This is a genomic window from Salinivibrio sp. EAGSL (genome assembly GCF_013366455.1).
Classification (GTDB): domain Bacteria; phylum Pseudomonadota; class Gammaproteobacteria; order Enterobacterales; family Vibrionaceae; genus Salinivibrio; species Salinivibrio costicola.
Map to the genome: position 1 here is coordinate 40,951 of NZ_JABWMG010000007.1, position 20,448 is coordinate 61,398.

Below are 20,448 nucleotides of genomic sequence, written 5' to 3' on the forward strand. Positions count from 1 at the left end.
TTAGGCCTCTCGCCAAGCCGGACGACTGAGCAACAGCTGGACTGCACTGATGGTTCGCTCTCTGAAGCCGCCTTCGCAATAGCAAAAATAAAAACGCCACAGGCGCGCAAAACGATCGTCGTATCCGTATTCCCGCAAGGTCTCTGCTTGTTGATTAAACCGGGTATGCCAGTCAGCTAGCGTTTGCGCGTAATCCAAACCAATGTCTTTTAAATCCCGCATCACAAAGTCCGTTTGGGCGGTGAAGTGATCAAGTAAGACGTTTACCGAGGGCAAAAACCCTCCCGGGAAAATGTGCTTTTGAATAAAATCGACATTGCGACTGTAATGGTCATAACGTTGATCCGCTATTGTAATCGCTTGAATCGCCATCAAACCACTCGGCTTGAGTAGTGACTGACACTTTCGCACAAAGGTATCTAGGTATTCTTTGCCTACCGCTTCAATCATCTCTATCGAGACAAGTTTGTCGTACTCGCCGGTCAGATCGCGGTAATCCTCTTTAAGCAATGTGATCTGATTATCTAACCCCTCTCGTGCAATACACGCCTGTGCCCAAGCATGCTGTTCTTCCGAGATGGTGGTGGTAGTAACGCGACAGCCGTAATGCTTTGCGGCATAGATCGCCATGCCACCCCAACCTGTGCCAATTTCGATCAGGTGATCATCAGGCGTTAGCGACAGTTGTCGGCAGAGACGATCCATTTTTTCGATTTGCGCGGCTTCTAGTGAGGCTTCCTTTTCCGGATAAATTCCACTGGAATACAGCATTTGATCATCGAGAAAGTGACGATACAGATCGTTGCCAAGATCATAATGCGCGGCAATATTGCGGCGTGCTGTGTCTTTCTCGTTACGATTGCGCCAATGTGCCAGTTTATGACCGAGGCTCACCAACCAACCCGTGTGCTTTTCTATCCGATCAATCGCCGGCAAATTACGAGCAAAGACCCGAATCACGTCGGTTAGACTGGGCGATTCCCACCAGCCTTCAATATAAGCTTCGGCGGCTGCAATACTGCCACCGGTCAAAATCCGAGTATAAAAACGTGGATCATGGACTAAGACTGATGCATGTAATTGTGCCTGAGGATCTCCGCACTGCAAGGTCTGACCCTGCTCATCAACGAGCGAAATGGAAGCATCTTTGACGTGTGCCATTAACGTATAAACCAACTGCTTCGCGTAATGCTCTTTACGCGTCAATGTGCGTTGACTTTGAGGTACGTCCGTTACAGACATAATTACTCCTTCTTCGCACCCGGGTGCGGATAAAACGGTGCGCCCTTTATCCAAAGTTTGAGCGCTTGCCAATAAATACCAATGAGAACTTTTACTGTCTCTATCGGTGTCCGGATCAATAACTTACCCAATGTTTTTGAGGTAAAAGGCCGTCGTTGTAGGCCAAGTGTCGCGTCAAACTCCTTGGCTTCGCGGTGCGCTTCAAGATGCAAGTGCACGCGCTCGCGGGGCGGACGAAGACGCCAATGATAGCGTTGTTCTATTGGATTGAACGGCGACACATGAAACGCTTTATCATTTTCCCAACGCGTACCGGCCGGAACCGCGTAATAGTGGCGTTCGCCCCAAGGGGTGTTACTGACTTCTGCAAGCACGTAGCGCCAGTTATTGTCGTGATCATAGACGTAGTAAAAATTCGCCGGACTAAAATACACGCCGAGATAACGCAGCTGACACAGCGCATAAACTTTTCCTTCTATGCGCTCGCCCGTGAGTGTGTATACCTTGTCAAGACACGCCGCTTTGGTATCTTCTCGCCCATCTAAATAGTCTCGATAATCAAAGGCCGCCCAGCCCCATTTACCCAGCCGGAACCCCGTAACCTGTGACGACAGTAATGCCAGTTCGTCTAGGTCAATCAACGGCATAAAAACAGGATACGTGAACGTATGTTTGATCGGTGTATAGCGCCGATGCCGGACCTGGCCGACATACAAACCGCTATTCAAAGTTACAACCGACTCAGTCACGAATTGATGCCCTCCACCACGTCAAGTGCACTTTTAACGCCATCTTCATGAAAACCGTTATACCAATACGCGCCACAAAACCAGCTTTGCTGTTGGCCATTAATCTGATGACGCTTTTGCTGTGCTGCGACGCTCTCGGTATTAAACACTGGGTGTGCATACACAAAACGACGTAAAATCTTGCTGGGTTCTATTCTGTGTGTTTGATTGAGCGTGACACAAAACGTCTCAGGCGACTGAATTGATTGCAATATATTCATATTGTAGGTCAAAGCTGCCGGATCCGTGTCTATTTCTTCTGACAAGGGCAAATGATAATTCCAGCTCGCCCATGCACCTTGTCGCTTAGGTAACAGAGAGGTATCCGTATGTAGCACCACTTCATTATCTTGATAAGGGATGGCGCCGAGAACGTCACGCTCTGCATCACTGGGATCGGCTAACATAGCAAGCGCTTGATCGCTATGACACGCGAATACCACCTGATCAAACACCTGCTCGCCCTTATCCGTGGTGACATAGACCGCGCCTTGATCACGTCGAACCTGTTTTACCGGCGTATTGAGATGAATTTTATCGGCAAAAGCCGGTGTCAGTTTTTTCACGTATTCGCGTGAGCCACCTGGTATCACATACCACTGCGGTCGATTCGTTACATCTAACAAACCATGATTTTGGAAAAACCGTAGGAAAAAGGCTAATGGAAATCCACGCATATCCGACAGCGTTGACGACCAAATGGCCGCACCCATCGGTAAGATATAGTTTTGACAAAAATAATCACTGAATCCATGTTGGTTAAGGAAATCCCCTAAGGTATTCAATGATGAAGACGAGGCACTATCTTTCGCTGCGTACGCGTCACGTGCGAGACGATTAAAGCGCATGATTTCGGCTAGAAAGCGATAAAAACGTACATTAACGATATTGCGTTTTTGCGCAAACAACGACGACAAGCTGTGGCCGTTATATTCTAAGCCGTTTGCATCGTTGCGCACACTAAAACTCATTTGTGAAGGCTGACGTCCAACCCCGATGTCATTGAGCAAGCGCTCATAATTTGGATAAGTTCTGTCATTAAAGACGATAAAGCCGGTATCAATCGCGTATTGACCACTTTCGACCTCAATATCAACGGTCGCCGTGTGACCACCGAGGTAGTCATTCGCTTCAAATAACTGAATATCATGTTGTTTGTTAAGGTAATGGGCGCACGTTAACCCGGCAATGCCCGAACCAATAATGGCAATTTTCATGGTTTAGTTCCTTGTCATACGTCGAGCAAGGGCTATCTGCCAAGACATAGGCAGTAGCGCTAAAAATTTAAGAATAAACGTGAATTTTCGTGGGAAATGCACTTCTGTCTTGCCTTTGGCTAATCCAGACTGGATCGCCGCTGAGGCTTGTTTAACACTGACTCGCATTGGCATAGCAAAGTCATTTTTGTCCGTGAGCGGGGTTTCCACGAAACCAGGAGAAACAAGTGACACTGTCACTCCTTGCTGAGCAAGATCTGCGGATAACGTATTGGCGATATAGCTGATCGCCGCTTTGGAGGCGCCATAAGCTTCTGCTCGGGGTAGCGGCATGTAACTGGCAGAGGAACCCACGATCGCAAGATGGGTCGCATCACTAAAACCCGCTTGTAATGCTTCAATACAATTGAGCACACCAAAGACATTGATATCAAACACGCGCTTAAACAACGACACATCGACCCGACCTTGATCGATATATTCGCAGGTTCCCGCGTTTAAAATGATCAAATCTGGGGCCATACTGAGTTTGCCCAATGCCTGATGGGTTTGTTCACTATCGGTCGCGTCAAACGCCAAGGGGGTGAGTGAGGCATGATCATTTGCCATTGCAGACAGTTTGTCTTGATTGCGCCCACACGCGGTGACTTGCCAGCCTTGTCGCGCATAATCTCGAGCCAACTGTTCGCCAATGCCAGAGGTGGCGCCTGTGATCACTACGTGTTTCATTGTCCTAACCTCGTTTTAATCTGTTTCAGTAAGCGCCCGAGAACAGGCAATGCTTCATATAGCATTTCACCCATGTCAAAGTAGTCACGATGACGGATAATTTTGCCCTCGCTAAAGCGCAAGTGAGAGCAACCTTGAACCTGACGCGCTTTGCCTTTTTCTAACTTTGGATGCGAGAGTGTCATGGTCCAGGTGACAAATGCGTCATCGTCTTCGACCGTGGTGTGATGAATAACAAATTGACAGTCAGTAACATTCTCATAAAGCACAGTAAAATACTGAATGAAGGCTGCCAGTCCGACAATCTCATGTGCCGGGTCACGAAACACGATCTCTGGATGATAAAGGGTTTCTAATGACGTTAAGTTACGTTTGTTTAATGCCTTATAAATAGACACAAACTGCTTCACTCCGGCTTGTGTTTCATGATGTGCCATTAAAACGACTCCTGAGGCTGGTTTTTAGCCGCTTCAAATAAGGCTAACGCTTTCTTTCTTTGTTTAGCGTGATCAACCACAGGTCGTGGATAATCTATTGATTTAGCATACTTTTCTGCCCATTGCCAGGGTTGATGAACATGCTTGCCAGGCACCGATTTTAAAGCCGGAATCCAGCGGCGGATAAAACGGCCATCACTATCAAACCGCTCTCCTTGTGTTGTTGGGTTAAAAATCCGGAAGTAAGGCTGCGCATCGGTGCCGACAGATGCCGACCACTGCCAACCGCCATTGTTTGATGCAAAGTCGCCATCAATCAGTTTGGACATAAAATAGTCTTCGCCCCAGCGCCAGTCGATCAGCAAATCTTTGGTTAAAAAGCTCGCCACGATCATTCGTAAGCGGTTGTGCATCCAGCCGGTTTGATTCAGTTGCTGCATGGCGGCATCGACAATCGGATAACCCGTTTTTCCGTTTTTCCACGCCTCAAACAAGGTTGAGTCGTTTTCCCAGACCACCGACTCTCCCCAGCTTAAAAAACACTGCCGCTTGCTAATTGCAGGGTTCTGCGCGCTGACTTCTTGATAAAAATCTCGCCAAATAAGCTCAGACAACCAGGTAGCAGCGCCGGTATCGGGCTCACGCCAATCGCCGTTTTCCGCCTGAAGTCGGGCTAAGCATTGTCGTGGTGACAAGGCGCCGATGGCGAGATAAGGGGAAAGCTGACTGGTGCCATCCATCGCAGGAAAGTCACGGTGCTTTTTGTAATCTGCCGCTCGCTCGCGACAGTATTCGCGCAAACAATCAAGGATCCCTTTTTCGTCACTCGCCCACGCAGAGACATCTTCGGTTGGGTAGACAAACTCAATCGGGGCGAGTTGAGAAAAGATGTCTCTCACCACAGATGTTTCTTCTCGCACAGACGGCGCTCTACGGGGCGATAAGTCCAAGTTATCAAGCGCGCGCAAGCACGCTTTTTTAAACGGGGTAAACACTTTGTATGCTTCTCCCTTGCCTGACTTTATCGTTCCAGGGGCAAATAAATTGCGATCGGCATAGGTATGCCAAGCAATCCCTCGGGCAGCTAAATCAGCCTGCACGCGTTCATCTCGTTTGACTTCATTGAGCTCGTACTCATGATTGGCGAATACCGCTTGTGCATCTGTTTGTGTGGCATACTCTGCCACTGTACGCGCCGCCTCAGTAAAATCATTCGCCCGTTCAACCACTAATGGGATGTTGAGTGCTTTTAGCTCCTCACGCAGCGCTTCGAGCCGTGCTTGAATAAGTCCGGCTTGTGTGGGTGCAAGCTGGTGCTCAGCCCACTGCTGTGGTGTTTCGATAAAAATCCCGACAACAGGGCTAGATGACGCACTCGCGGCACTCAACGCCAAGTTGTCTAACACACGTAAATCGCGCCGAAACCAAACTAAATGCATAACGTCTTGTTCTCCCTCAAATCCTCGAGCTCGTCACCGTGTACGGAGTAAATGAATGCCTGGCTCACCACCTCAATCTCATTTTGCGACAGACAAAGACGTAGTTGGTTAAGCTGCGTACGATCAAGTCGATGGTTTGCCATCACCGCCAGTGTTTTAATTTGCTGCTCGCGCATGACCTCTAAAATCAAACTTAACTGGCTGTGTGCCTGTGAAAGTATAGTGACGTTGTAACCTTTTTCGTGAAGAGCTACCGCCATTAACAAACGTTGATACTCACTGGTTGGGTTGAGCGATACCAACCAACAAGTTGCTCGCGTGTTTCTCTTGGCATTCGCGGCGATCACCGACCGGCACTGTTCAATCACCGTGGTTTGCCAAAGATCACGCTGTAGCATACTGACCGCTCCATCGTGATGACTGAGCCATTGATCGACGGGTGTCATGACATGCTCGACCAACCAGTAAAAGGGATACTCTTTGAAGAGTTGGTCCAAACTTTGGCTAAGGCGCCTCACCGAGAACGTATGAATACAGTCGATCAAATCTCGAGCGACACCGTTGTCTTGGACATCGATAGATGCGGACGTTTGCACCAACAAGGGTTTCACCTTGCTAATTGGCACACCTTTGTCTAACCACTGAAGAATGCTCGCAATCGTGCTGACGTCATCGTCACTGTATAAACGGTGGCCTTTTGCGGTTCTTGCTGGTGACAATAAGCCATAACGACGCTGCCAAGCGCGTAAGGTCACAGGATTAACGCCCGTTTGCTCTGCGACCTGACTAATAGTGAGTGTGTGGGATCCCTCACAAGCCATAACGTAACCTCAGTGCGTCGGGGTATGGCTTAAGATAGACTTGATTGGCCAGATAATCGTCGGGATGATTATGTAAATGATGTGAAATTAAGGTCAAAGGCGCCAGTAATGGCATGGTGCCTTGACGATAGGCGTGGATAAGGTTCGCCAATTCTGCTTTTTGGCCTTTATCGAGATTATTTTTAAAATAACCTTGTAGGTGCATTAGCACATTGGTGTGCTTTTTACGGGTAGCGCGAATGGCAATCGCCTGCATAAAAGCGGTCCGATACTGTTCAAAGAATGCATCGATATCGTAATGCCCAATGTTCGCCATAAAACGCCCTAACTCGCGATAACGTTCGGGCGAGTGTGCCATCAACACCAATTTGTATCGGGAATGAAAATCAACTAGAGCTTTTTTAGTGACGCCACCTTCAACACTTTTATAGAGATCATCGAGCGCGAACAAACGGAACACGAAATTCTCTTTTAAGATAGGATCATTAAGGCGACCATCTTCTTCTATCGGTAGCCAAGGCATCTGCGCCATCAGTGCTTGCGTGTACAAGCCAACCCCTGAAATATCAGAGGCGTAGCCATTTTCGCGATACACTTTGACCCGCTCCATGCCACACGTTGGTGACTTTGCGCAGACGATGTATCCGCGGAGTGCTTTGTGTTCCAGCTCTTCCGCTTTACGCTCACTAAACGCGATCATTTTATCCGTGTAGTCTTTTTGTTGATCCTTGGTTTCAACAAGCTTTACAGAAAGATCGCCTTTATCGACCAGCCTAATCGCCGGACGGGGAACAGGAAGACCAATCCCCACTTCAGGGCACACGGGCACGAAATCCACATAAGGACCTAACTCTTTCGTGACGAATGTGCTCCGCTTATGGCCACTGTCAAAGCGGACTTTTTCACCGATCACACAGGCGCTTACACCAACTGGAAACGACATGCCTTACCTCTACACTCACTGTGCGACGGGTGCCGCACTTGTACATTTATATTATCTTGTACAAGTAAAGGTAGAGGATAGATCAAAATTGTACAAATTTTTTTATTTGTACAATTTAAGAGAATCAAAGCGACGTGCTATTGCTGAAGGCATAACGCTTCTTTACGTTCCTTAGGCCACTGTTTAATCTCCCATTCGCGTTGCATCGCAGCCCGTTTTTCCATGGGCTCTGACTGCCACGCCAATAATAGTGGACCTTTACCTCGCAATGCTCGGGCGCCTTTTCCGGCTGAATGCTGTGCGAAACGACGAGAAACGTTAGTGGTAACACCGCAATACAAGTGGCCTTGACGCGTTCGAATCAAATACACAAACCAAGGCGTGTCCATGCTCAATTACTGCCCCAACAGTGTACCTAACAGTTGACGTAGCTCTGATACCTCTTGCTCGAGTACCGTGACACGTTGAGAAAGGGAGACGTTATCAGACGCGCCAACCGCTTCTGATTCATCCTCTGAATGCATCAACGAATCAATCGACGCATCGGTAAACAAATGCCTGTACCGTGATTCTCGCTTACCCGCTTCACGGGGTAATTTTTGCACCCACTGTTGCTCAACCATGCTTGTCAGTGTTGCTTCGACGTCCGCCATGTCATCAAAGGCGCACAAACGTTGCGTTCGAGTTCTTAGTTCTCCGGGTGTTTGCGCGCCACGCAGTAACAGTACACAAATAATGGCTTTTTGCTGTTCACTAAACGTCAAGTCACCAAATGTCGTGTTACAAAACCGATGCTGGTATTTTGTCACACGACTTCCGCTCCCCTCTTGCGGGCTGACAAGCCTTGCTTCTTCCAACTGATGGATAACATCCAGCACGTCTGAGTCCGACATATCGTAAACAGGATCGCGATTGCTTTTCTGATTCACTGCGGTGGTCAGCGCATTTAAAGTCAGCGGATAGTGATCTGGCGTCGTGACTTCTTTTTCAAGCAAGCAGCCAATAACACGCTGTTGGTATGGGGAAAGCTGTATTGACATAGTAGAGATGGACATAGTTGATGTCTCTATTCGGCTAAATGATTGGCTTTATATCAATTGACGGTGATGCAAGCAATCGCTGTTCACTGCCTTAGGGAACACACGAGCCACTCAGCAACCCCGAATACTGGTAGCGGGATCACATCTTTATCACGCGCTTATCCGCCGATCATCCTCCATCAAAGCGTGGCTAATGGTATACTTTGACGAAATGAAGTATGTGGAGAGCACGACATGGGCCTGTTTAGTTCAAAATCTCATCCAAATCATGGGTTATCTATCATTGCCAAAAACTGCAAAGTGGTGGGTGATATCGATCTTGAAGGTGACATTCAAATTGATGGGTTTGGAGAGGGAAATATTACTCAAGCCAATGCTGTTGTTATTTCTGCTTCTGGCCATTTTCGCGGTACCATTCACGCTAAACATATCACTATCAATGGGTTAATCGAAGGTCAGTGTGATGCCGATGCCATCGATATCCTTTCACAAGGAAAAATGAAAGGCGTACTTAACACCGAACAATTAACCATTGAAAAAGGCGGCCTACTCGCCGGCGAAAACCGAGCTACCTTGTTAACGGATACCGTTGTCCCACTGCCTGAACAGAATCGTGCCGAGACCAAACAGGATCCAGACGCGCACCACGCCGATCATAAAACACGCTCTTCCTCATCTAAAAAATCATAAGGAGAATCGGTGTATGTCTGATACCGATGCAAACCCAACACAGGTCAGTTTTGAAAGCTTCTCCCCAGAGCTACAGTGCGTGATTCGCTATGAGCAAGCGCCTGAGGCCATGTACGCAATGATCGCATCTGTCCATGATGCTTCTAGTTCAAGTGTCAAAGAAGCGTGGGAAATACTGCCTGCCAGCGCACAAAATATTCTCGATAACTATGACCAATTTCATGCGCTCGTTGCGATTAGCCAAAGTTATGCAGGTATCGATGCGCTGAGCGAACTCGAGAAAGTCGACTTAAGTGATATGTCTGACGAGGCGAAAGAAAACTACAAAGCCCAAGTACTCGACGATGTACTTAGCTCTTGTGTCAAAGATTTAGCTAAACAGCTTAAACAAGCACGCTTAAAGCCGGGCTTGAAACGCGAATTCCAAGCGATTTTTCAAAAATAAAGAGATAGAGACGGCTAGCGCTAGCCGCTAACCTTGGTCGTTAAGAGTAAGCCCCCAAACGCTGGGGGCTTTTTTTATCGACGAACATTTTTCCTCGGCGAACAAACCAATTAGGCAGACTCACTAAGACGAGCCGCTTTTTCTCGACGCGCTCGAACAGCTGCTGCCAACTGGTGTAGTGCCTTCTCGGTATCATCCCAACCAATGCAGCCGTCTGTGATGCTTTGACCATAGGTAAGCGACTGACCATCCGTTAAATCTTGTCGACCTTCGACCAGGTGGCTTTCAATCATCACACCGAAAATTGCCTGATTTCCAGCGGCGATTTGGCCCGCGATATCTTCACAGACGTCTTTTTGTTTTTGATACTGTTTGCTGCTGTTTGCATGACTTAAATCTATCATTACTTTTTGACGCAGTCCCGCGCCCGTCAACGCGCTGCAAATCTGATCCACGTCTCCGGCACTGTAATTTGGCACTTTGCCCCCGCGTAAAATCAAATGGCAGTCCTCATTACCGGCCGTCGCGACAATCGCTGAATGGCCATACTTGGTCACAGACAGAAATTGATGAGGGGCACTGGCAGAGCGAATCGCATCCGTGGCAATTTTTATATTGCCATCCGTTCCATTTTTAAACCCCACCGGACAAGACAGGCCTGACGCTAGCTCACGATGCACCTGAGATTCTGTCGTTCGCGCCCCGATTGCTCCCCAGCTAATCAAATCCGCCATATATTGTGGGGTAATCATATCGAGAAACTCACCCGCTGCAGGTAAGCCAGTATCGGCGATATCGAGGAGCAGTTTGCGCCCTAAGCGTAAGCCATCATTAATTTTAAAACTATTGTCCAAATAAGGGTCATTAATCAGACCTTTCCATCCAACGGTAGTGCGTGGTTTTTCAAAATAAACCCGCATGACAACTTCGAGATCCTCACTTAAGGTTTCACGTAATTGCTTAAGTTGACGTGCGTAGTCTCGCGCGGCATCTGGATCGTGAATCGAGCAAGGGCCAACCACAACCACCAAGCGATCATCATCGTCGTTTAACACTCGGTGAATCGCCTGACGGGCGTTTACGACGGTCTGCTCTGCCGGCTCTGTTGCGGGGAACTTTTCCAATACAGCAATCGGCGGAAGAAGTTCTTTTATTTGCTGGATTCTTACGTCATCCGTTGGGTGTACACTCATGGGCTTGTCCTGTGTTTGCTTTTATCGTTTACGCGCTAATGCGGCCACTGATGGGCTTACGTTCTTGTGGTTACACGTCTACGCTAACCTGACATCTCTGCGTGTGCAAATATTTTTTTACAGAGAAAATAGTCATCAATGTTTTAAAAAAATTGACAGGGATAAATAGGCAGTATTTCCGTTGCGGTGCACGACAAGAGAATTCCCACTGCAAACACGACCTCGTTATTGCACTTGTCATACAGAAGCTATTACACTGATCATTAAATATAAAAGGAGTAAATGACGTGATCACACGCCTAACCACTAGCGCACTCTTGGGGATATGCCTTTGGGCTCCAACCGCCCAGGCGACCAACTTTGACTATAACCATATTCAAGTCAATGCATTAGGCAATCCTAGTGGGCTGGGTGGTTTAGCACGTTTTGCGTTTACCGAAGGGGCGCATTTTGTCGTCAAAGGGAATACGCAATTTGAAGGGGACTGGTATACCTCTGGCGGGGTTGGTTTTCATGCTCCTATTAACGAATTTGTTGATTTATACGGCGAACTTGAAGGTGCGTGGTTTAGACGCCCAGAGGATGACAGGCATGATGCCGGCGATTTGGCGACGGTCATCGGTGGTGGTATGCGAGCCTGGATCGCACCGCCCTTTGAGGCGAATCTTTATGTCGGTTCGATTATTTTTGACCAAGACGATAGCACCAGCCTTGTCGAAATTGGTGGTCGTTTTCACTCAACAGAAGCGTTATCTCTCGGCGCAACCTGGCGTGCTAATGGTTTAGAGCAAAACCGCTTGATTTTCTCAGTCAGATACCTGTATTAATAGCCTGTGATTCGTTGCTCTTCTTCTACAGCGTGATCATACCAGTGTGATCTTCTCTCGCTGGTGAAAATTTTAATCTAAGCTAAATTAAACGTAGAGGCGTACCACTCTGGTAAAAAGTGGGCGTCTTTAGTGCGTGGTGTAACACTCACGTCTGACGCTCGTCGTCATTGTACGTGAGAACTGTCGGAGGGTATAACGATGGTGATGACTCAGCGTATTGGTGAATTTGAGAGAAAAATACAAGAGGCCTATCAAGAGGGTAACATTGAAACGGCTCACCGCTTAGAGGAGCAGGTCGCGTTATTGCGGCGGCGTAAGCTAAAACCTGCTGCTGATTTTAAAGCAGCCAGTCAGGTAGAAGACTTTCACGATGTTTCTGACGGGGATTACTACGATAGTTAACACATCACCATAGAAGCGTCCAGAAATCACATTCTCATAAAAATGTATTATATGTAAAAAGCCTTCTCCAAAAGAGAAGGCTTTTTTATTTGCTGCCTAAAAACATGTGTTTAAAAAGGACGACTACAGCAAATTATTGTGCGGCACGCTCACGACGAACGATCCATGCCGCGGCAGTAATAAAGGCAACGACCAGTGCAGTTTCCACAGCAACACCCCAGTTTCATTGATGATTAAAAGACAAAAACCCAAGTTGCCAGCCACTCAAACCGTCTGAAGAATGAGCGACTATCAACAGATGCGCATAGTCTACGACTCAATGAGCTAAAAATCAGCTATAGAATCGATCTAACGCAAAGAAAAGCGCTTTTTTTGGCAAGATCGACACTTCGACAGATAAAGTTTCATCAACTCACAAAGTTAAACGTGACAATGCGCAGTTTTAGCTAGGGGTTTATTGTAAAAAGCGCTGAGCTAACTGATTGAGAAAAGCACGAATGGTAATAAAAGATTATTAGGCTCATCGACTCCGCTGCACCAGGGGGGGTACAGCGGATAGTCACGACAAAAGATAGACGTATTGTGGCGTTAGGATTCAGGTTTTGTTTTCTTTTTTGCTAACGGCACATCGCCGACAGGCACATTGTTGTAAAAGCTCTTATCTCGTTTTTTCGGGGCTTTAGGCTGCTTTTTAACCGGTGTTTTCTGGCGCTTTGCCGGTCCAGGCGATTTTTTATTAGGGGCTTTTTTCTCTTTAAAGCCTTTAAATTTACCCTCTAGGCCTTCTATTGCCGTAAATTCAAGCTTTTGTTGCAAGAAGCCTTCAATATTTTTAAAGCTTCGCCAGTCTTTCGGCCCAACCAGTGAGTAAGACAGGCCTTGGTGCCCTGCCCGACCAGTCCGCCCCACGCGATGCACATATTCCTCAGCGTGTTTTGGCATATCAAAATTAATGACCAAAGACACATTCAACAAATCTAAGCCGCGTGACGCAACATCGGTAGTGACCAACACCTCATGAAAGCCGCGCTCAAACTCATTCATAATACGACTACGTGATGCTTGGTTTAGCTCACCACTCAACGCAATCGCTTTATACCCTGCCTGTGTAAATCGCTCAGCCAATCGTTCCGTGTCTGCGCGAGTGGCAGTAAAGATCATGACTTGCTTGTGCACGTTGGCTTTCATCAAGTGCTCAAGCAAAGCCTGCTTATGATCCAAGTGATCACACAGTACAAAATGCTGCTCAATATCACTGTGCAGTCTTTCCGCTTCACCAACCGCGACTCGCTTAGGAGACTTTAGCATACCGGCAGCAATTTCAGTCACTTGCTGATGATCTAACGTTGCAGAGAACATCAGTGTCTGGCGCAACCTATGCTCAGCATGCGCATTCACGCTATCCAATTGTTCTTTAAAGCCAAGATCGAGCATGCGATCCGCTTCGTCTAAGATCAGCATCTCTAAACCAGATAAAGACACGTTGCGCTGTTTCAAATGATCGGCGAGTCGACCAGGAGTGGCCACCACAAAAGTTGGCGACTGACGAAAAACCTTTGCTTGCTCATTGAAGTTTTCGCCACCCAGAACGAGGGCCGCTTTATGAGTCGTGCCACTGGTCAGCATCCGCAACTGGCCATAAACTTGTTTGGCCAATTCGCGAGTCGGTGCCAATATTAACACGCGAGGATCACGACGACTGAGAGGTTTTGAACGCAAAACACGCTGCATCGCAGGCAGCAAAAACGCCAGTGTTTTTCCCGAGCCCGTTTTCGATGACGCCAGCAAATCTTTCCCTGCCATCACAACAGGAATTGCCTGACGTTGAATATCAGTTGGCTGTTCAAATCCACGGTGGGCAATGAGCGACAGTAAGCGTCTATCGAGTCCCAAATCGTCAAATTGCAAGGTATCACTCCAAAGGTAAATCAAAAGCAAAAGGCGCACACGCGCCATTTAAGGCGGCGAATGCTATCATACTTTACGCAAAAACACCGCACCAAAAATTTCGACACTCCAATATCCAGACGCTGTGATTACATGTATGTCTGTCTACGTTATCTGCGAAAAAAAGGCATCAGCCCGCAAGTTTGTTAACAAAATGTTGACGCACAAATAAACATCAATGTAGCGTTACAGGTAAGACCAGATAACAAGGAGTGTCTATGTTCTCGTCTCCACTCGCCCGTGCGAATCAGCATCTATCACTATTCGGTTTCCTAAAAGTCCCAATGATTGGCTGGTGCCGACCCAAGATCCTTTCGATCGACGATAAACATGTCACGATGAAAATTCCGCTAGGTCGACGCACCAAAAACCATTTGAACAGTATGTATTTTGGTGCTTTAGCCGTAGGGGCTGATGTAGCGGGCGGCTTTCTAGCGATGGCGATGGCAGAGCAGCGCGGTGTGAAGATTAGCCTTGCGTTTAAATCGGTACAAGCCGATTTCCACAAACGTCCCGAAGGGGATGTCATTTTCACCTGCCAAGATGGCGAAAAAATCAGTGCCATGATTGGCAATGCCATAGAGACAGGTGAACGCATCAACCAGCCGGTGACTATTGTCGCAACGTGTCCAAGCTTACATGGTGATGAACCAATGGCAACCTTTGAGCTTACGTTATCAGTGAAACACATCACTGATTAGCGCGTCGGCTTAACCGTAACAGCCTCGGCAACGCAGAAAAAAACCAGATTATCGGTCAGCAGATAATCTGGCTTTTTATCAGTAATCGTTAGCGATAACGACAATACAAAAAGCTCAGCGCACTCATTCTGACATCCGTGATACGGGTGCAAGAATCACTGAAAAATCATTGACTTTATACAAGCACAATAAAGCTGCGGATTTCATCGGTAATACACCGAGTTATCAACCGTTTCTGTGGATGACTTTAAAGTTATACACAGCTGGCGTTTTTCTTACTTTGAAAAACACAGCACCGCGCTAAGCGATGCCGGTTGATCGTTATTCAGGGTGATAACGAATTTGATAGAAAATGCGATACAACACCGGCACCACAATCAAGGTCAGCACGGTAGCAAACCCAAGACCAAACATGATGGTCACTGCCATAGGCCGGAAAAATACATCAGGTAGTAGGGGTAGCATCCCCAAAATGGTTGTAATTGCCGTCATACAAACGGGTCTCACACGACTAACCGCAGCATCAACCACGGCCTGGTATCGCTGTTTTCCACTCTCAACCTCTATATTTATCTGGTCGATTAGCACAATTCCGTTTTTAATCAACATCCCACTTAAACTTAAAAATCCCAGTAAAGCCATAAAGCCAAACGGTGTATCAAGTAACAATAAGCCAGTGGTCACCCCGATGACGGCCAGCGGTACCGTTAGCCAAATAATGACCGACTCTTTCACTGAGTTAAATAGCAAAATAGTGACCAAGAACATGAACAAATAGCCAAGCGGCATAATACTAAACAGCCCTTCTTTCGCCTCCTTGGAAGACTCATGCTCACCGCCCCATTCAATGCTGTAACCATCCGGCATCGGTATCGATTCAATATCGGCACGTACACGGCTCAATACGGTCGCGGCGGTTGTTTCTCGCAATGGATCAGGGTCGGCCAAAACAGTTAGCATACGTTTACGATTCTTCCGCATAATGATCGGATCTTCCCAACGCATGTCATAATCCAGGATGACCTGCTGCAAGGGAATATAATCTTGCAATGCTGGACTCCAGATTTTCATTCCTTCAAGCGTATTGATATTGACGCGCTCTTCATCCGGCAGTCGCGCAACAATGGGCATTAAATTGGTACCATCACGATAAACACCAATCCGCTTGCCACTAAATGTCATCGCCAGTAGCTCGTCGACATCCTTTTTGGTGATCCCATAACGACGTGCTTGGCTTTCATTAAATTCAGGTTCCAGCACCTTGGTACGGTTGCGCCAATCGTGGCGAATATTGACGGCATCGGGATCATCATGCAGCCGCGCTTCCACTTTTTTCGCTATCGCACGAAGTTCAGTGGGGTCGGAGCCAATAATACGTGCCTCTATTTTAGATCCCGTCGATGGTCCCAAAGAAATCGGTTTCAGTTTTAACTGTGCATTGGGGTGTTGGCGACGTACATACTCGCGCACCAATCCCATCGTTGATTTCACATGCTCATATTGGTCTACTCTTACTATCAGCTCACCGTAGGCGGCATAGCTTTTCTCAGGTGAGTAGGTCAGCATAAAACGTTGCGATCCCTGCCCAGCACTGGTAGACACATAGTTCACCCCTTTTTGCTCGCTGAGCCAGCTTGACACTTCGTCAAGCGTGTCTTGTGTGGCGCGAATATCAGTTCCTTCCGGTAACCACACATCAACCATGAACATAGGCGTGGTTGAGTCAGGGAAAAAGGACTGCTTAAGATGACCAAAACCATACACGCTCGCACCTAGCGCTAAGACCATCACCAGCAAAGTGAGGTAAGCATGGTGCATGCACGCAGTTAAAAAGCGCTTATACACCACAAAAAGAATACCATTATAGGGATCGCTTCCCTCGTCGCCCTCTTCTAAAGGCGTTTCTTTAAAAAAGAGGCTCGCAAAGAAAGGGGTCAATGTGATCGCGGTAAACCAGCTCAATAGCAAAGAAATTAGCAATACGGTAAATAGCGTTCCACAGTATTCCCCTGTCGCGTCTTCGGACAAACCAATCGGGGCAAACGCGGTGACCGCAATAACCGTCGCCCCCAACAACGGCCATTTCGTTTGTGTAACAATGTCATGCGCCGCTTGTAATCGTGTTCGCCCGCGTTTTAGTCCGACAAGGATCCCCTCCACCACCACAATGGCATTATCGACTAACATCCCAAGGGCTATCACTAAGGCACCAAGAGAGACGCGTTGCAGGTTGATCTCGAAATAGTACATGAACACAAAAGTGCCAAGCACAGTGAGCAAGAGCACTAGCCCAATCAATAGGCCCGAGCGCAAACCCATAAAGAACAACAGCACCACAATTACGATCGCCACCGCTTGTCCCAAGCTCGAGACAAAACCGGTGACTGAGTTATCTACTTCGTCAGGTTGGTTATAAACATGATGAACGTGAATACCTACCGGCTGATCGCTATTCAGCTCGGCTAATCGTTTATCTACTTTTTCACCCACTTCAACCACGTTGACGCCATCAGCAAACGAGATCCCAACCTGGAGTGCCTGCTTACCATTGTAAGCAATAATTTGACGCGGGACTTCTTGGTATCCACGTTTAATATCCGCCACATCACGTAGGTAAATTAATCCCTCGGAACCTGCTTCTGTTAAAATCAAACTGCCCAATTCTTCAACAGAAGAAAACTCGCCAGTTGGGTGAATACGGATATATTCATCACCGACCCGCAACGCCCCTGCGTTACTGACCAGATTTTGGGTCGCTAACAGGTTAAACAGAGTATCTGGCGAGATCCCCAGGCTACTCAATCGTTGAATTGAGACCTCGACAAAGACTTGTTCTTGCTGAGCCCCACTAACTTGTACCTTGCCCACGCCATCAACAAGCTCCAGCTCACGACGCAAAAAATCAACATAATCTTTTAGCTCGCTGTAACTGTAACCCTCTCCAGTTACTCCAAGTAAGATGCCGAATACATCGCCAAAATCGTCTTTGACTGAAGGTGGATTAACGCCAGGCGGTAACTCGCCTCGGGCATCATGGACCTTTCGTCGCAATTCATCCCAAATTTGCGGCAAATCATCTGAACGATATTTGGGTTTCATTTTCACTGTAATTTGCGAGAGGCCTCGGCTAGAAATCGATCTCACCTCGTCAACATAAGTCAGCTGTTGTACCGCTTTCTCCAGTGGATAGGTGACTTCTTCCTCCACTTGTTGCGGTGTCGCCCCCGGGTAACTGGTGACGATCATCGCATCTTTGATCGTAAAAGCAGGATCTTCGAGGCGCCCTAATCCTAGGAATGCAAGGGTGCCGCCGATAAGAAAAATCAGGGTGATCATCCAACTGATCACCTTGTTTTGAATAAAATAACCCGCCACACCTTGCTTCATGATGCTTGTTCCTCTTTTGACGCCAATTCTACTTTTTGTCCTTCAGACAGATGGTTGGCACCGCCGACGACGATACGCTCACCCATAGAAACTCCCGTTACGACTTCAATCTGTTGCCCATGAATGCGGCCCATTTCGACTTGTCGTTTGCTTACCGTTTGGGAGGCCTCATCGTAGACCCAAACATAACTATGATCGCGATCGAGTGGATCGCCATCTTGATTGAAAATCGCTTCGATAGGGACTGAAAGGCCTGTACGCGTCATTTTTAATCCATCACGAGCAATACTGACTTGTACCGGCATACCATCCAATATGAATTGGTCATCAGGCATTGGCATTGTCAACGTCACCACGAATGCCCCACTGTTGGGATCTGGCTCTGCGGTGAATTCATCGACGGTGGCTTTGTATGACTGCCCTTGCTCAGTAACGACCTTAGGTTGCAAGCGTGTTTGCACAGATGCTGCATCCCCACCTGCATTGTGACTAAAAAGAACATCTGGGACCTGAACGCGAATATCAGCGCGTGACGCATCATGAATATTCATAATCCCTTGTCCCGGAGCAATCGTCTCGAAAGGTTCTGCGTTCACTTTCGATATCACTCCATCAGCGGGGGCTTTCAATGCGACATAAGATAAACGGAGATTAGCCAAGGCTAATTCTGCTTGTGCAATTTGTCGCTGCGCTTTTAGTTCATCAAACTGAGACTGGGCTAGCATTCCTTTTTCAACAAGCGGTGCCGAACGCTGATACTGTGAGTTAGCAACGTCGAATTTTGCGTTCGCATTTTCAACCGCTAAGCGATAGTCCGTCGGTTCGAGACGGGCGAGGACCTGTCCTTTTGACACACGATCCCCGGCTTGCACATTAATGGCTTGAATTTCGCCCGGCACCCTAAACGCTAACTTGGCTTTATCGGCGGCAGCGGCAACCGCGGGGAAAGCAATCCGCTCATCCAACTGTTGTTGTGCGACTGTATGAGTTGAAACAACAGGCAAAGGTGCTGAATGAGACGCCGGATCAGGTTGACAGCCACTGATAACGCTTAGCCCGAGTACCACGCTAAGCCAAAGCAGCACCTTGATTAATTTTATTCTCATAATCCTCGCTCCTTCACCCAAGCTCTCACTCGATCACCGGCTTCAAGTGCGCCCGCACCCGTCGCGACAATGACATCGCCATTGTCAAGCCCAGAGGTAATCTTGCCGTTTTTGAGCACGACAGGAACCAAGGTGATCTCTCCGTCTTCATTCACCCGCCAAACCGCACTTCCTGAGTCTGATTGCACCACTGCCGTATCAGGGATTTGGGGCTGTGATTGCGCCGGTATGGTGACATGGACTTTCGCAGCCATCCCTGGTAATACATTGACCGCATCGGGTCGACTCAGACTGACCGTGACATGATAAGACGCGGTTTTTGGATCCGCTTCAGTATCGATCTCTTTAAACTGAGCCGAAAATTGGCGATGCTCATACGTGTCAAAAGAAACACTCGGCGTTAAGGTATCAAGATGCTGGGCGAAATAGTGAAAGTAGCGCTCCGGTAACTGGAAACTCACGTTAATAACATCTTTAGATTGAATATGCAGCACCGGAGATTGTGCTTGAGTAAACTCGTTGCGCTCTTTCATTCTTAATGACACGGTGCCTGCATACGGCGCTTTGAGCTCGGTGTAATTTAGGTTGGTTTGTGCCTGTTCAAGACCAGCCGCAGCTTCGCTTAGTGCCGAACGCGCTTCATCAAACCGCTGCTCCGAAATAACTTTATCATTGTGTAACCGATCAGCACGGTTAAATTGAACCTGAGCAAGCTGGTATTGTGCACGCGCTTTGTCTAACTGCAGTGAGTACTGTTGATTATCAAGCGCCGCGAGCATCTGCCCTTTCTTGACATCCATTCCTGCTTTTATCGGCATAGATTCAATAACGCCTGAGACTCGAAATGACAGTAACGCTTTGTTATCTGCTTCAACCTGAGCGGGGAACTCCCGGGTTAATCCTTCTTCATTCGTTACCACAGTCAATAACTTAGCAGGACGCGTTGGCGTCTCTGAGGGAGAAGATATCGCTGGCTCACCACACCCAAAAAGGATGAGAGCAGCGCAACTGGCTAATACAAAACGCTTTATCATCAGCTTATCCTTAACAATAAAACCTAGAGTCCGACAGCAACTGTCAGACCCTAGGTC

The 20,448-nt window shown here is 47.7% G+C and carries 20 protein-coding genes; 5 read left to right on the forward strand and 15 right to left on the reverse strand.

The window, feature by feature from the left end; translation table 11 throughout:
* From HLG76_RS05790 to HLG76_RS05835, 10 genes are all read right to left on the reverse strand, one after another.
* The gene (locus tag HLG76_RS05790) at positions 1-1,242 is read right to left on the reverse strand and encodes a cyclopropane-fatty-acyl-phospholipid synthase family protein (protein WP_025744576.1); all 1,242 of its coding nucleotides are present in this window, start codon (positions 1,240-1,242) and stop codon (positions 1-3) included.
* Positions 1,243-1,244: 2 nt separating this feature from the next.
* Positions 1,245-1,991, reverse strand: coding sequence for a DUF1365 domain-containing protein (locus tag HLG76_RS05795; RefSeq protein WP_198532308.1), 747 nt, complete (start codon positions 1,989-1,991; stop codon positions 1,245-1,247).
* Positions 1,988-3,247 carry an NAD(P)/FAD-dependent oxidoreductase gene (locus tag HLG76_RS05800; protein ID WP_037367761.1) on the reverse strand — a complete coding sequence of 420 codons (1,260 nt, stop codon included), beginning with the start codon at positions 3,245-3,247 and terminating at the stop codon, positions 1,988-1,990. The genes HLG76_RS05795 and HLG76_RS05800 overlap by 4 nt, the downstream gene beginning before the upstream one ends.
* A gap of 3 nt (positions 3,248-3,250) precedes the next feature.
* Positions 3,251-3,976 (reverse strand): SDR family NAD(P)-dependent oxidoreductase, encoded by a 726-nt coding sequence (locus tag HLG76_RS05805; protein ID WP_077460739.1) that lies wholly within the window; start codon positions 3,974-3,976, stop codon positions 3,251-3,253.
* A complete protein-coding gene (locus tag HLG76_RS05810) occupies positions 3,973-4,413 on the reverse strand; it encodes a nuclear transport factor 2 family protein (protein WP_077460738.1) in 441 nt (146 codons plus the stop codon). Before HLG76_RS05810 ends, HLG76_RS05805 begins: the two co-directional genes overlap by 4 nt.
* Positions 4,413-5,852 (reverse strand): deoxyribodipyrimidine photo-lyase, encoded by a 1,440-nt coding sequence (gene phrB, locus HLG76_RS05815; protein WP_077577161.1) that lies wholly within the window; start codon positions 5,850-5,852, stop codon positions 4,413-4,415. Before phrB ends, HLG76_RS05810 begins: the two co-directional genes overlap by 1 nt.
* Entirely contained in the window at positions 5,843-6,673 is an 831-nt protein-coding gene (locus HLG76_RS05820) for a MerR family transcriptional regulator (protein ID WP_025744573.1), read from the reverse strand. The genes phrB and HLG76_RS05820 overlap by 10 nt, the downstream gene beginning before the upstream one ends.
* On the reverse strand, positions 6,663-7,616 hold the full coding sequence (locus HLG76_RS05825) for a DUF523 and DUF1722 domain-containing protein (RefSeq protein ID WP_175993261.1): 954 nt from the start codon (positions 7,614-7,616) through the stop codon (positions 6,663-6,665). Before HLG76_RS05825 ends, HLG76_RS05820 begins: the two co-directional genes overlap by 11 nt.
* Positions 7,617-7,753: 137 nt before the next feature.
* On the reverse strand, positions 7,754-8,005 hold the full coding sequence (locus tag HLG76_RS05830; protein WP_037367758.1) for a GIY-YIG nuclease family protein: 252 nt from the start codon (positions 8,003-8,005) through the stop codon (positions 7,754-7,756).
* Between the two features lie 6 nt (positions 8,006-8,011).
* Positions 8,012-8,656 carry a YceH family protein gene (locus HLG76_RS05835; protein WP_175993309.1) on the reverse strand — a complete coding sequence of 215 codons (645 nt, stop codon included), beginning with the start codon at positions 8,654-8,656 and terminating at the stop codon, positions 8,012-8,014.
* Between the two features lie 234 nt (positions 8,657-8,890).
* Here HLG76_RS05835 and HLG76_RS05840 point away from each other — a divergent pair, with 234 nt between their 5' ends.
* Both HLG76_RS05840 and HLG76_RS05845 read left to right on the forward strand, forming a co-directional pair.
* On the forward strand, positions 8,891-9,346 hold the full coding sequence (locus HLG76_RS05840; RefSeq protein WP_077645891.1) for a polymer-forming cytoskeletal protein: 456 nt from the start codon (positions 8,891-8,893) through the stop codon (positions 9,344-9,346).
* Positions 9,347-9,359: 13 nt separating this feature from the next.
* Positions 9,360-9,791, forward strand: coding sequence for a DUF3069 domain-containing protein (locus tag HLG76_RS05845; protein ID WP_025744569.1), 432 nt, complete (start codon positions 9,360-9,362; stop codon positions 9,789-9,791).
* A gap of 110 nt (positions 9,792-9,901) precedes the next feature.
* On the opposite strand, the gene aroG is transcribed toward HLG76_RS05845, so the two are convergent.
* On the reverse strand, positions 9,902-10,984 hold the full coding sequence (gene aroG, locus HLG76_RS05850; RefSeq protein ID WP_175993262.1) for a 3-deoxy-7-phosphoheptulonate synthase AroG: 1,083 nt from the start codon (positions 10,982-10,984) through the stop codon (positions 9,902-9,904).
* A 287-nt stretch (positions 10,985-11,271) separates the two neighbouring features.
* Here aroG and HLG76_RS05855 point away from each other — a divergent pair, with 287 nt between their 5' ends.
* Positions 11,272-11,811, forward strand: coding sequence for a hypothetical protein (locus tag HLG76_RS05855; protein ID WP_077460732.1), 540 nt, complete (start codon positions 11,272-11,274; stop codon positions 11,809-11,811).
* A 207-nt stretch (positions 11,812-12,018) separates the two neighbouring features.
* A complete protein-coding gene (locus tag HLG76_RS05860; protein WP_128080777.1) occupies positions 12,019-12,216 on the forward strand; it encodes a hypothetical protein in 198 nt (65 codons plus the stop codon).
* A 588-nt stretch (positions 12,217-12,804) separates the two neighbouring features.
* Here HLG76_RS05860 and HLG76_RS05865 read toward each other — a convergent pair.
* Positions 12,805-14,124, reverse strand: a complete 1,320-nt coding sequence (locus HLG76_RS05865; RefSeq protein WP_175993263.1) for a DEAD/DEAH box helicase — start codon at positions 14,122-14,124, stop codon at positions 12,805-12,807.
* Positions 14,125-14,381: 257 nt separating this feature from the next.
* Here HLG76_RS05865 and HLG76_RS05870 point away from each other — a divergent pair, with 257 nt between their 5' ends.
* The gene (locus tag HLG76_RS05870; RefSeq protein WP_021023545.1) at positions 14,382-14,864 is read left to right on the forward strand and encodes a PaaI family thioesterase; all 483 of its coding nucleotides are present in this window, start codon (positions 14,382-14,384) and stop codon (positions 14,862-14,864) included.
* 321 nt (positions 14,865-15,185) lie between these two features.
* Here the strand turns inward: HLG76_RS05870 and HLG76_RS05875 are convergent, their stop codons facing one another.
* From HLG76_RS05875 to HLG76_RS05885, 3 genes are read right to left on the reverse strand one after another with little or no spacing between them, the layout of a single operon-like run.
* A complete protein-coding gene (locus tag HLG76_RS05875; RefSeq protein WP_077460731.1) occupies positions 15,186-18,251 on the reverse strand; it encodes an efflux RND transporter permease subunit in 3,066 nt (1,021 codons plus the stop codon).
* Complete coding sequence (locus HLG76_RS05880) at positions 18,248-19,357, reverse strand: efflux RND transporter periplasmic adaptor subunit (RefSeq protein WP_077460730.1); 1,110 nt, start codon at positions 19,355-19,357, stop codon at positions 18,248-18,250. Before HLG76_RS05880 ends, HLG76_RS05875 begins: the two co-directional genes overlap by 4 nt.
* Positions 19,354-20,391: an efflux RND transporter periplasmic adaptor subunit gene (locus HLG76_RS05885; protein ID WP_077678821.1), complete on the reverse strand. Its 1,038-nt coding sequence runs from the start codon at positions 20,389-20,391 to the stop codon at positions 19,354-19,356. Before HLG76_RS05885 ends, HLG76_RS05880 begins: the two co-directional genes overlap by 4 nt.
* Positions 20,392-20,448 lie beyond the last annotated feature (57 nt).